A 13,395-nucleotide genomic window follows, 5' to 3' on the forward strand; every position below is an offset into this window, starting at 1 on the left:
ATTGTAATAGAGTAGTTAAACGCATTCAATATGAACGAACCATTACCGTATTGTTCAAACCAAATTCATAAATATGTATACACGACTCATACTCTCTCATAAAAAAAGAAAAAAGAGTGTGCTAGACTCTTTTTTCTTCAAAGTTTTTTAAAAAAAACGTAGATTATATTATATAAGAATTTCATTTCGTTTTTGGTTTAAAAGAAGGCGTTTTTGTGACAGTTCATATTGATCGGTGCGGAATTACTCATATCAAAAGATATAGGAGTGGTAATCCATGAAGGCAGCAAGATGGCATAATCAAAAGGATATCCGTATTGAAAATATCGAAGAGCCAAAAACGGAGCCGGGAAAAGTAAAGATCAAAGTCAAATGGTGCGGCATCTGCGGCAGTGATCTCCACGAGTATCTAGGCGGGCCTATCTTTATTCCGGTTGACAAACCGCATCCATTAACGAATGAAATAGCACCTGTCACAATGGGCCATGAATTCTCTGGTGAAGTGGTTGAAGTCGGAGAAGGCGTTGAAAATTATAAAGCAGGCGACCGCGTCGTAGTCGAACCGATTTTTGCAACGCACGGCCATCAAGGCGCATACAACCTTGATGAGCAAATGGGATTCCTTGGCTTAGCCGGCGGAGGCGGCGGTTTCTCTGAATACGTCTCTGTAGATGAAGAGCTGCTATTTAAGCTTCCTGAGACATTATCATATGAACAAGGCGCACTGGTAGAACCTTCTGCAGTCGCTTTATACGCTGTCCGCTCAAGTAAAATCAAAGCTGGCGACAAAGCAGCTGTATTCGGCTGCGGACCAATCGGCCTTCTCGTGATTGAAGCGCTAAGAGCTGCTGGCGCGACTGATATTTACGCTGTTGAGCTTTCACCTGAACGCCAGCAAAAAGCTGAAGAGCTCGGAGCGATTATCATTGACCCATCTAAAACAGACGATGTAGTTGCTGAGATTGCAGAACGTACAGGCGGCGGTGTTGACGTAGCATACGAAGTCACTGGCGTTCCAGTTGTATTACGTCAAGCGATCCAATCTACTACCATTTCTGGTGAAACAGTTATCGTCAGCATTTGGGAAAAAGGCGCAGAAATCTACCCTAACGATATCGTTATTAAAGAACGTACAGTGAAAGGAATTATCGGATACCGCGACATCTTCCCAGCTGTATTGTCATTAATGGAAAAAGGCTATTTCTCAGCTGACAAGCTCGTAACGAAAAAAATCGTATTAGACGATTTGATCGAGGAAGGCTTCGGGTCTCTAATTAAAGAGAAAAACCAAGTCAAAATCCTCGTCCAGCCTAACTAATGTGAAACGAAAAGAATCCGTACACTGGTGCGGATTCTTTTTTTATCTTATCCCTTTTGAAATACGGGAGCCCTGAGTAAGATCGGATCAGCTTCACATCAAAGAAACGATTTCAAGTGTCAAAAGCCGTTTACACTGCATCCGCCGGAACCAGAAAGCTCAAAGCTTCAACAATTAGACCTCACCGCTTTACCTTTCAAATTGTCGTGAATTCCTTAAAGAACCTTGGCATTGCAAACAGGTGCTTAAACGTTTCTTGTCTGGATTCCTCCTGAATAAAAAAAGTCCCGAGTGCTGTTCACTCAGGACTTTTCACTGCATAGCTCTTATACAAGCTTTTGGCCGCAGTTCGGGCAAAAATTGGCTTCACCGCTTTTTGTTCCGCAGTTCGGACAGAAATTCGGTTTACTTCCGCTTCCTGTTGGCTGTGAGCCTGATGACTGCGCCTGCTGATTTTGATTCATTTGATTCATCATCTGATTGGCCATATTCATTCCCATCATCATTCCAGCCATATCCGAAGCTGCTCCGCCTCCGCTCATCTTTCCGGATGCCATCCCATCCGTCATAGAAATTTGCTGGTATTTGTTCATATCCCCAACCATACCGTAGGAAGCGTTCTTCGTAATCATATCCTGAACCTCTTGAGGATAATTAAAGCTCATGATTTGAAAACCAGTAATTGTCATCCCGTCGCCGACTAACTGCATATCTAAGTCTTCTTGAATTCCCTTCGCGATGTCAAAAGAATTGGCTTGCAGATTAAACATATCCTTTCCTTCTCTTGTGATCCACTTCATCAGAAGCTGATCAAGAATAGAAGTCATTCGGGTTTTAATATCCTCTACAAAATATTGATCCTTCACACCAGCGATTTTATCAATCAGACTGATATAGTCCTGAACCTTAAAGTTAAATGTACCATTCGCGCGAATTGGCATCCCGCCGGGCATTCCCGCTGCCGGAATATTTATCGCCTGCTTTGTTCCCCATCTCACGGTAAATTCCTTCGTATTGACAAACAGCACCTCGGCGCGCATGCCGCTGTTAAACCCAAACTTAAAGCCCTTTAACGTTGAGAGAAACGGAATAATCTCAGATTCTATATCATAGTCGCCGTCATCTTGAAAAACCCCTTCAACCCTTCCATTGCTCAAAAAGACAGCATCCTGTCCGGGACGGATAATTAATCGGCTCCCTTTTTTGATTTCACGATTGTTCCATTTATAAAAAATCATATCATCTCTAAATTCTTCCCACTCTACTACATTCGCTAATTGGTTTCTGAAAAACGACATGATACCTCTCCCTTTACTCTATTTTCTTCCTTTAGAATTTGCCGCGGCTGCCGCTGTATGACGTGCCGCCTTTCGTAACCCCGCCATCGCCGCTGTCTTTATCTGATGGTTTTCTTTCTCTTGTTACAGTTGTTCTGATATAAGTATCATATTGATCAATCACATCAGACGTACGAGAATCCATATATGTATCTCCATTAACGGTTACCTTTCCGCCTGCTTGATAAAGCATGATTGAAACCGCGATCCCTCCGACTGCGATTGCTGCAATCAGCTGAAACCACCAAGCAAAGAATATGTTATCGGGGTTGATACCCGGTTTTATTCCCATATCTTTATAGGAAAGCTGAATATAAGTCTGAAAAGCTTTGAAATAATCTTCATTTGATAAATCAGAAGAAATCGTATTTCTAATGCTGTTCAGCCTGCTGTTGTCCAAATACTGCTCAGCTTTTTTGTAGCCAGAAATGAATACATCTCTATTCGTCATATCAATCGTTAAAATGGCGGTGCTGCCTTTTCCGTAACGATCATAAAAATCTGTGGCATAATCAGCAATATCTTTCCCGTTTGTGCTTTTTGTCGTAATAATGATGAAATCAGTGTCCCTCTTTGCACCCAGCTCAGCCGAGAGAGATTCGAGTTTTCCGATTTCTGCTTTTGATAATAGATGGGCATGGTCATACACATGCTGCTGTGATTCAGAAGCTCTCGCCGCACCCATCCCCAGTACCGGCATCATGATGAAAACAGCCAGCACAACAAGAATCGCTTTCCCTAAAAATCCGCGCATTAAAATCCGCCTCCCATCATCCATGAGACGAGCTTCAATGCAAGAAATGTCCCACCTGCTATTCCGCTAAACCACGCCGCCACTTTTCCCCGACTGATCGGCGGCTTTCCGACAACCTTTCCTGTTTGCCCGTTCATCGCAAAAATATGTTCTGCTCTTTCATAATCATAGCTGACCATCCAAACAGGAAGCAGAATGTAAAAGCTGTTCACATTTTTCGTGTGAATATGTTTGTCTCTCACATTGACTGACGTATATCCTGAAAAAGTAGAATGTATGTATGAATCTATATAACTGCTAATTTTCTCTTTTGCCCTCGGAAAGAGCTCCTCATCGGTATAATTGTACTTTTCCGCAATATAACCGGCCAAATATGCCGTTTGAAAGTCCTTCAGCTCATCATATGAATAAGGCTCCAACTTGTCCATTAATTCGTCTTTCATTTTTTCAGAGGCATCGACAGGAATTTTTAAGTAATCGAGATTGATATCACGAAACGCTTCAAAATGCTCTGTTTCCGTGCAAATATAATCCCCTTCTTCATACCGGTGGACTCTCGTACAGTTCGCTCTTACCTGCACTTCACTATTTAAATCAAACATCCAAAACGGAATGTACATGCCTGTGATGCTTTTGATACGATCAGCCGACATGAATCCTCTGGGTGTCAAAAGCCCTTTTTTGCACCACTTTTGAAATGCCTGTTCCGCTTCTTGTTTACTGATTGTAAATGGAATGACCTTCGCCGGCGCCAAATGTCCTGATAAACGATCGGCAAGTATAGCAGCACCTCCGCAGAAGCTGCACGTCGTCGCTGTCGTTTCAGCTTCCGTAATTAAAACAGCACCGCAGTTTTCACATTGATATTCTTTCGCTTCCTCTTCAGAAAACTGTGTCGCAATATTTTCTTTCGGAAGGCTTTCAATATTGTCCTGTCTTCCGCAGCTGCCGCAGGATAACGCGCCGGATTCGCTGTCAAATGCCATATCACTGCCGCAGTTCGGACACTTATAAGAAATTATCATAACCGTTCCCTCTCACATCTTGATAAAATGGTTCCGCAGCCGAAAGCTGCGGCCTCCTCTATATTATTTATCGAGCAGTATTTTCGCTTTTAAGGCCGCAAGTTCATCATCTACCTGACTTGAACCGGCAGTATTATACTTTGCAGTCAGATCATCCATATCATCCTGCGGAGCACTGTTCAGTTCTGCCATTGCATGGGCCTGATCAAGCGCCTTATTTACATTGTCCTCCATTCTGCCAAATGCAGACATTGATTGGTTTGTACCAGCAACAGACGCGCCCAGCTTGTTCATTTTTTCTTGCGTTTTCGCCACTGCCCACTTCGCCTTGATCGCATTTTTGCGCGCTTCCAGCTCCCCAATGTCAGAAACCAGTTTGTCATGCATCTTTCTCATTTGTGCAGCATTGGTTTCAGCCATTTGATTCGCCGTCTGCAGCTCAGAAAGCCTTGCCCCCAAAGATGTTTTTCTTTCAAGAAATGTTCTCGCATCGCCCTCATTTCCTGCTTGCAGCGCCTTCACCGCATAGCTTTCCATCTTTTCTATATCTGCCCGGCATTCACGTAATTCTCTTTTCGCCCTTTGCTCCTCAGCCATAACAGCAGCGGTTTCTGACTTAACCTTAGACAGATCGTTATTCATGTTTCTAACATACTGATCTGCCATTTTCTCTGGGTTTTCAGCCTTGTCCAACAAAGCATTGATATTCGCCGACATAATATCTTTGAATCTCGTCATTATACTCATCATGTAGTTCCTCCGCTATTTCGTTAAACTTCTTACTACATATACTATTTATTATCGTTAAAAGTTTCATTTTTTTAATAAAAAATGACATTTCAAATGAAAATATATAACTTTTTACCTGAATATAAAGAAGGATGCTTCCCAAAGTCCAAAAACTTTTAGGAAGCATCCTTGATGGTTGAAACTTCATGGCGGGCGGTGTGTCAATTGCTCTGATTTTTATGTAATAAGAGCGCCACTTTATTATCTTAACTCGTCATCCAAAGGTACAATGATTTCATCTAATGTCTTTTTCCACTGGCGCTTCAGTTTTGGACCGTATTTCAATGGCTTTACATCAGGATGTACGGCTTTATACTTATCAAATTGTTTACTGTTGATGATTTCCCCGAGATGCGGAATAGAATCTGTCCCTATCACATATTGAACTGCAGATAAATGAAGTTCATCCTCTGACACAAACCATGTGTTCGCAAATTCATGAATCGCTTTGTCTCGTGCTTTCGTGAAGAAGCTTCGTTTCACGACAAGAATATCTTCCTCTTCATCTACGTTTTTCGTATCAATGGCATTTAACATCTCACGGTATACATCTTTTACAATGTCTGATTTATCCAGTTTTTGAAGGGCGCTTTCGATCTCATCACGGATATTTTGGTTATTGGCCGAGTACGTTTCTAATAGTCGATCAATATACGTTGAATCAATATCATAGATTTTCACTGCATTTTCTCCATAAAATTCAATGTCTGAAAAATCCGGCTCGGGGCCATCTTGACCCTCTTCATCTATAAGTGACCCTTTAATCGTGTGATAGATACCAATAAATTCTTCTAGCGTTCCCACCTGTTCTTGAAGTGCTGCTGATTTCTCCATATCATCATTGTAATCATCATATGTCACTAACGCTTCGTAAGAATTGTTTAGCTCTTGAAATGTTTTCACGAACTCAATTCGGGTTTCAAGAGATGTGTGCTCATCAATATCCGTTGGGTTGGGAATTAACGTCGTTAGTGCTTTGTGAGCTTTTTTAAAGCGTTTCTTCGATTCATCATACGTTGGATATACCAGACTAGATTCCTCTTGTGCATGGGAATATAACTTCGTCGCATTCTTTACGTTTTGTTCCATTGTAAAAGGTTTACGGAATGTCACAATTAATCCTTTTGTCTTTCCTGGATATGTACGATTGGTCCTAGAAAAAGCTTGAATCAAATTGGCATAACTTAAATTCCGATCCACAAATAACGTTTGAATCGTTGGGGCATCAAAACCAGTCAATAACCGATCGACTACAATGACTAGGTCAATTTGTTTGCCAAATTCTTTGAATTCCCCTTTTTTACGAGCCAAGCGATTGTTAATATCACCATTATATCGTTCAATATCTTCTATCGACCAAGCAGTGCGATAGTAATCATTATAATCCTTAATAATCTCCATCATTTCATCGTGAGTTTGCTTGGAATTTTCCTCGTTTTCTTGCATTGAATACGTAATTGCAATACGGGGAAAGTCAGGATCTTCAATTGTACGACCTGTTCGGATTGGATGTCCCGCAAACTCATTTGTCAGCCAATTCGTATCCTTCGTCATTTCTTTAATGGCCTGATAGTAACGTTTCGCCATATCAATGGAACTCGTTGTTAAAATAGCTGATTTTTGCGGGCGGCCGTTTTGAAAATCAAATTTAATATAGGCATTATCCGGCCTGAAAATCTTATGAATGACTTTTTGAATATGTTCATCATTCTCGAACGAAGATGGTTCAAGATATGCTTCTTTTTCGATTCCATCCATTTGATCAATCATATCGTTGATTTCATCATCACTACAATTGGCGTATTTTTCTTGATGACGCAGCTGTTCGAAAATATGATTATTTAATGAAGTGAGGTCAATTGTATCTTCATGCTCTACTTGAAACCCTAAAACAGCACCATCGTCTAACGCATTCTTAATCGTATACGTGTGCAAAACGTCTCCATATTGGTCACGAGTAGTGCGAGCTAATCGGCCCTTCGCTTGCTTTTTATTTTCATTAAATATCGGTGTCCCTGTAAATCCAAACCATGTTGAATTTGGAAAGAACCCTTTAATGGCTTCCATGCCTTCTGAACTTAACGCACGATGACATTCATCCACGACAAAGACAATATGCTGCCCCAGCAGTTTCTTAAAGCGCTGAGTGCCTTTTTGCTCCTCTTGCCTTTGGGCATAACGCAAGGAAGCCTCCAGTTTTTGGCGCGTGGTAATGATCACTGTATTCGAATTGGTATCAGACAATAGAGTTTGACTTAGCTCCTTTGCGCTCCCAGTTCCGACAATCAAACTATTCGATTTAGCATGACCAGAAGAAATCCCCGTGTTAAACTCAGACGCAAATTTAGTAAATTCAGTCGTCGTTTGATTATCTAAGTCTTTTCGGTCAATGAGCATAATCGTACGGTCTACACCTGGTTTGCGAGCCAATAACTTGGTAGACACAAAACTTGTCAACGTTTTTCCTGATCCGGTCGCATGCCAAACAAAGCCGGATTGATGCCTCATGGCAGATGTAAACAAGGCTTCTATGGCATGAATTTGATACGGTTTTAACACCACTAGAGCTTTGTTGTCTTGGTCTTCACTTACAATTGTATAATTGGCAATCAAACGGTGTGCATCTGGAATGTTTAACACTTGTTTCACAAACTCATAGAGATTTTCTACTTTTCGATTATCCGTTGTCCGCCAGCTAAAGATCAATTTTTTATGCATATCTTTTGGCAGCGCATTAGCAAAATAGCGAGTCGTTTGTTCGTTGGAAATGACAAATAACTGCAGGGTGGAAAAGATATTATTTCGAAACATTCCTTCTTCTGCGTATTTCTTGATTTGATGGAAAGCTTGAAATACGCCGTCTTTTGCACTTGCCTGCTTTAATTCAATTTGAACAATAGGTAATCCATTGATGAGAAGTGTCACGTCAAATCGGCGATCACGTCCATCAACATTTGTCTTTTGTTTCGCAATCTGATGAACGACTTCGTATGTAGAAATACCGCCCCCAATATCTTGATTGGAATACAGCACCAACGACATGGAACCTAATGAAACGTCTTCACGTTCAATCGTAATCCGAGCAATTCCATTTTCCCCTTTGAGCCATTTAGCAGCATCAAAGGGTGTCTGCGTTTTCGATAACAACTCTGTCTTTATCGAATCGAATTCTTTATCAGTCATTGGATATTCCCCAATTTCTGATAAATTATTTTGTGTAATCTTGTGCCGCAAGTTCTTCCATAAGTCTTCTTCCGACTTTAAATCCGGCCGATAATTCCACTGATTATGCCCTTCCCCTAACACTTCAATCAGGCGGCGCTCTACCTCTGCTTCATCTTTATGTTGGATCGTTGCCATGATTCTCCCCCTCTTTTTCACTAGACAAACATCTTTTGTAGGAAAGCTTTTTTCGTTTCTTTTAAGGCATCTACTTCGCGTTGGTGAAGGGCGATGGTGTCGTCTAGTTGTTTGAAGAAGGTGCCGATTTGGGTTTGTTCTTTTAAACAAGGTACAAGACTTTCAAAATTTTCAACACTACCTCTTGAAATATTCAGCTGAGACATACCTGCACCTTGTGATTTGAAATATTTTTGGTCGTGATTGATGTATGACAACAAAAATAACGGATCCGCAGAATCATTAGGTCTTAACAGTGCAACCCTCTGATTAAGTACAAACTTATCATTTTCAGGTATTAATGCAACTCTCCCCAACAAATCGCCATGACCTACATCACTCAAAACCATTACTAAGTCATCTTTTTTTAGAATTTCAGATGATTCATCAACAAATTTCCCTGAATGTTTTAAACCTCCGTTAATAGAAATAGAATTTAAATTAATTAATTCATACTTTCCTAATTCAGATTGCCTATCTTCATGTCCTTTTCCATTTTTATAAGTAGTCATTGATGATAATTTACGTGGTAACCAATCTCCACTAAACCCCGGAAACCGAACCTCCGGCACAGACTCCCCTTCTTTTGGAAACATTTTTTGCAAGAATCCCTGTTTTGTTTGTTTGAGGGCGGTTAGTTCTTGCTGATGAAGAGCGATCGTGTCGTCTAGTTGTTTGAAGAAGTTGCCGATAGTTTGTTGTTCATCAATACTTGGTACCATTATTGAAAAATTAGCATATTCTTGAGCATTTACACCAGGTTGTCCAGATCGTTGAGAAGTTATTTTTATAAATTCATTATATTTTGTGGTAAGTGTATTTTGAAAAACAAATCCAGGATCATATCCAGATTTGATTCTTGCCCGAATTAAAAATCCTGCATAATATACTTTACCGTCTTTATTATCATAAATATAAGTTTTACCGACACTTGCACCTGTACGAGCAAATAGGATATCTCCTACTTTAAGCAAATATTTTTCAGCTGATGCTAAATCAATATTAGGTGATGTTAAACTATCTTCTAAAAACTTATGGGTTGTATCATCAATATCCGTAATTCGAATATATTTGTTTTCTCCATCATACTGAGTTGCACTTGCATTAAGCCCGTACTCAAAATCGTACGACACCTCACCCAACTTCCGCTCTTCCCACTCTCCACTAAACCCCTCAAATCTCACTTCTGGCACTCGCTTATTTCCCACGATGAAACACCTCTAATGCGCCCTTAATCCACTCTGCATTTTCTTCATCATATTGCAACGATGAAATCATCTCATACAAGTTAGATTCTAGTTCCGCTTTTTCTTTTCGAATGTCTTTAATGGATGCACCAATTGCAGCCATATCCACAGGTTCTTCTTCTTCAAACGTATCGACGTATCGAGGGATGTTCAAATTGAAATCATTCTCTTTGATTTCCTCGAATGGTGCAACGTGGGCATATTTCTCGACATCTTCTCGTTTTTGATACGTTTCAACAATTTTATCAATATGTTCTTTGGAAAGTTTATTTTGGTTCTTTCCTTTTACGAACTCTTTACTTGCATCAATAAACAACACATCACGGGTACTGCGATTTTTCTTCAAGATGATGACTGTTGTTGGAATCGATGTGCCGAAGAATAAGTTACCTGGCATACCGATCACGGCATCAATACTGCCATCTTCTAATAATTTCTTACGGATCACACCTTCTGCCGCGCCACGGAACAGGACGCCATGCGGTAAGACGATCGCCATCGTTCCTGAATCTTTTAAATGGTAGAACCCATGTAAAAGAAAAGCAAAGTCGGCTTTTGATTTTGGTGCTAACTTGCCGTAACGATTGAAACGAGAATCATCTAAAAATGTAGCGTCTGCAGACCATTTTGCAGAGTAGGGTGGATTCATCAAAACAGAATCAAACGTATATGGCTCATCTGTTGGCCAATCTTTGTTTAATGTATCTCCATTGCGTAACCGCATATCTTCTTTATTTACACCATGCAAGATTAAGTTCATTTTCGCTAGGTTAAACGTCGTTGTGTTTAGCTCTTGCCCGTGGTATTTTATACTTTCTGGATGATGAATATAGTTTCGAATATTTAACATTAAAGAACCAGAACCCATCGTTGGGTCAAATACGCTAAACAATTTTTTGTCTTCTTGACCGATTGCGGCAATACGCGCCATCATGTCAGATACTTGATGAGGTGTGTAAAATTCTCCCGCTTTCTTGCCAGCTTCTGAAGCAAATTGGCCGATTAAGTACTCATAAGCATCTCCAATCACATCTCCGCTATGCCCTACCACATCGACACCATTTAGTTTTTTCAGTACTTCTGTGATCGTAATGTTTCGCTGTGGGGCATCCGATCCCAGTTTTTTTGATGACAAATCCACATCATCAAACAACCCGTTAAATTGGTCATATTTCGTAGACAAATCGATAAAAGCTTTATTCAAATGAGTCAGCTGGAACGTATTTTGTTCCGCTTGTTTCGCTAATACATTGAACAAATGATCTGGTTCAATATCATAGCCCAATGTATCGACTAATGTCTCGATCAAATCATTTTTGATCTCTTCATCCGCCAACAAGTCGCGGTACAATTGTGTTTGTTTTTCTTGTGTGTTGTATTCTTCTAACGATTCATCAGCCATTTCAACAACTTTTTCTAATAACTTATCAGATAAGTATTTATAAAAAATCAATCCTAATAAGTAGTTTTTGTATTCTGATGCATCCATTTTGCTGCGTAAGCTGTCTGCGGCACTAAATAATTTTGAGTGTAATTCAGCCATCGTTATATGTTCCTCACTTTTTTTATTGTTGGTCTAATCTCTTTAACGCTTCTAAATACAGTTGCTCTTCAAGTTCTGCTTGTTTCTTCACCAAAGCTTGCCGCTTTCTCAAACAGAAATAAGCATTTCCAATCATCCGTTGTTTCTCAATACTTGGTAAGTCGATCTCCAATTCTTTTAAAATTGCAGGAGTCAATTTTGGCACAGTACTTCCTTGCATGGAAATCGCCATTTGCTTTTTCATAGTGTGCGACTCATTTAATGCATAACATAAATATCGACGATCCAACTCATGATGTTCAATCAAAAGTTTCGCAAAGTTTTGGTTGATGACTTTTCCTTGATGTATGTCACTCACGATTCCAGCCTTGGAACTGACAAAGCTGAACACAACATCTCCAGCACTGCTCAAATAGCTTTCTTGATGCTTTGCATGTCCAACACCAAGACTGTCTAGAAACGAGCCATCTAAATCATTTATTAAATCCTCATATGTATAAGCCACTAATGTCGGATCATTTTTTTCATGTCCTCTAGAAAGATTTCTCCCTATTTTAACCGTTACCATCTCTTCAAGTCGCATATCCCGCCCTCTTCTGATGTATTTTTTAGAAATTACTTAAGTTGTTTCTATTGAATCCTATCATTTCAAACATACTCCGTCAACTTCTTTTTGCGTACTTTTTAAGAATTACTCGAATAATGCTGGCTAGCAAGATTTTCTCGACAGCCTGATGATTCTAATAGAATGTATATGCTTTTTCATTAATAGCGGTTCTATTTACATTTTGCCTTCTACCTATAAATGTCTTCTGTATCCATTCATCAACTGCAACAGTTTAACGGCATCGATGTTCTCAAAAGAGAGATTCTAATAGGTCAATTAGCACAGGTCAAATTGATCTTTTCACACTTTTGTATCACATTTAGTCTATTTCTTCATTCTCCCATGGTAAAATCTAGTTGGAGCTTTTTTAAATGAAAGGATATGATCATGAAAGTTTTTGAAGCCAAAACACTGCTTTCCGAAGCAGATAAACGCGCCAAGGAATACAAAGAATTAAGAAGTCAGATGGTCAATCTAAAAAAGGCTTTTAAAGCTGTAGCTGATTTAGATGACAGTGAGTTTTCCGGCAAAGGCGCCGACAACATTAAAACATTTTATCAAGACCACGCAGGTGTAGCTGACAATTGGATTGACTTACTTGATATGAAAATTGCTTTCTTGACAAGCATTTCCGGCACTTTAGAGTACGCCAGCTTATCTGATGCTTATATAGAAGAATCCTTCTTAGAACACGAGCTGTCTAACGCCTACACAAAATCAAAAACGATTATGTCTGAACAAAAGAAAGCTATGAAAGATATTTTACATGATATCGACGATATTCTTCCGCTTGATTTGTTCTCGACAGAAACCTTTAAAGACGAACTCGCCGATGCGGAGCACCAACGCAAAAAAGCAGTCAATAAAGTAGGCAGCGTTGACGAAGCACTTGTTTCTGAATATGCCCAGTCAGAGCCAAACGAGCAATTCATCAAGAAGGACTTCCAAAAGCTTGAGGAATCCACAGGCAAAGGCAAAAATGCTTCCCCTATCCACTACAATGCCAAAGCGTATCGAGAAAGTGACATACATAAGAAAAAAGGCGATATCTCGAAACAGACTGAAGCCTATTTGAAGATCAAGAAAGATGAAGCGAAAGAACGAGAAATCAAAGAGCTGAAAAAGAAGCTAGCTGACGGGGTGACGGATCCCGATGAATACTTAGACATTGCCAAGAAGGTCGGATATGAGAACCTTACCCCTGAACAGCTCCAGTACGCAGTGCAGCTTGAACAAGCACAACAGCTGAAGGCCGTCGGTGAAAGTATCATCAATGCCGGCAAGTCAGTAATAGATTTCGTTGAAGGAGTTGATGATGGTATTGACGATGTGATTGACGATACCTTTTATGGCCTCAAAGACTTGGCTGTGGGCGC

10 protein-coding genes are annotated in these 13,395 nt (G+C 40.1%); 2 read left to right on the forward strand and 8 right to left on the reverse strand.

The window, feature by feature from the left end:
* The first annotated feature begins 277 nt into the window (after nucleotides 1-277).
* The gene (bdhA, locus tag BTW01_RS17690) at nucleotides 278-1,318 is read left to right on the forward strand and encodes a (R,R)-butanediol dehydrogenase (protein WP_162104290.1); all 1,041 of its coding nucleotides are present in this window, start codon (nucleotides 278-280) and stop codon (nucleotides 1,316-1,318) included.
* Nucleotides 1,319-1,644: 326 nt separating this feature from the next.
* Here bdhA and BTW01_RS17695 read toward each other — a convergent pair whose 3' ends face one another.
* The 8 genes from BTW01_RS17695 to BTW01_RS17730 form a co-directional block, all read right to left on the reverse strand.
* Entirely contained in the window at nucleotides 1,645-2,616 is a 972-nt protein-coding gene (locus tag BTW01_RS17695) for an SPFH domain-containing protein (protein ID WP_162104291.1), read from the reverse strand.
* A 31-nt stretch (nucleotides 2,617-2,647) separates the two neighbouring features.
* Nucleotides 2,648-3,409 carry a TPM domain-containing protein gene (locus BTW01_RS17700; protein WP_162104292.1) on the reverse strand — a complete coding sequence of 254 codons (762 nt, stop codon included), beginning with the start codon at nucleotides 3,407-3,409 and terminating at the stop codon, nucleotides 2,648-2,650.
* Entirely contained in the window at nucleotides 3,409-4,434 is a 1,026-nt protein-coding gene (locus BTW01_RS17705) for a TFIIB-type zinc ribbon-containing protein (protein ID WP_162104293.1), read from the reverse strand. Before BTW01_RS17705 ends, BTW01_RS17700 begins: the two co-directional genes overlap by 1 nt.
* A 63-nt stretch (nucleotides 4,435-4,497) precedes the next feature.
* Entirely contained in the window at nucleotides 4,498-5,181 is a 684-nt protein-coding gene (locus BTW01_RS17710) for a PspA/IM30 family protein (RefSeq protein WP_162104300.1), read from the reverse strand.
* A gap of 243 nt (nucleotides 5,182-5,424) precedes the next feature.
* Nucleotides 5,425-8,583, reverse strand: a complete 3,159-nt coding sequence (locus BTW01_RS17715) for a type I restriction endonuclease subunit R (protein WP_162104294.1) — start codon at nucleotides 8,581-8,583, stop codon at nucleotides 5,425-5,427.
* 20 nt (nucleotides 8,584-8,603) lie between these two features.
* Nucleotides 8,604-9,830: a restriction endonuclease subunit S gene (locus tag BTW01_RS18585; RefSeq protein WP_162104295.1), complete on the reverse strand. Its 1,227-nt coding sequence runs from the start codon at nucleotides 9,828-9,830 to the stop codon at nucleotides 8,604-8,606.
* Nucleotides 9,820-11,412: a type I restriction-modification system subunit M gene (locus tag BTW01_RS17725; protein ID WP_162104296.1), complete on the reverse strand. Its 1,593-nt coding sequence runs from the start codon at nucleotides 11,410-11,412 to the stop codon at nucleotides 9,820-9,822. Before BTW01_RS17725 ends, BTW01_RS18585 begins: the two co-directional genes overlap by 11 nt.
* A gap of 22 nt (nucleotides 11,413-11,434) precedes the next feature.
* Complete coding sequence (locus BTW01_RS17730) at nucleotides 11,435-11,995, reverse strand: restriction endonuclease subunit S (RefSeq protein WP_162104297.1); 561 nt, start codon at nucleotides 11,993-11,995, stop codon at nucleotides 11,435-11,437.
* A 411-nt stretch (nucleotides 11,996-12,406) separates the two neighbouring features.
* Between BTW01_RS17730 and BTW01_RS17735 the strand changes: the two genes are divergently transcribed.
* Nucleotides 12,407-13,395 (forward strand): ribonuclease YeeF family protein (locus BTW01_RS17735; protein ID WP_162104298.1); only part of this gene is annotated, 989 nt, incomplete at its 3' end.

The sequence above is a fragment of the Bacillus sp. SKDU12 genome (assembly GCF_010093085.1).
GTDB classification, from domain to species: domain Bacteria; phylum Bacillota; class Bacilli; order Bacillales; family Bacillaceae; genus Bacillus; species Bacillus mexicanus.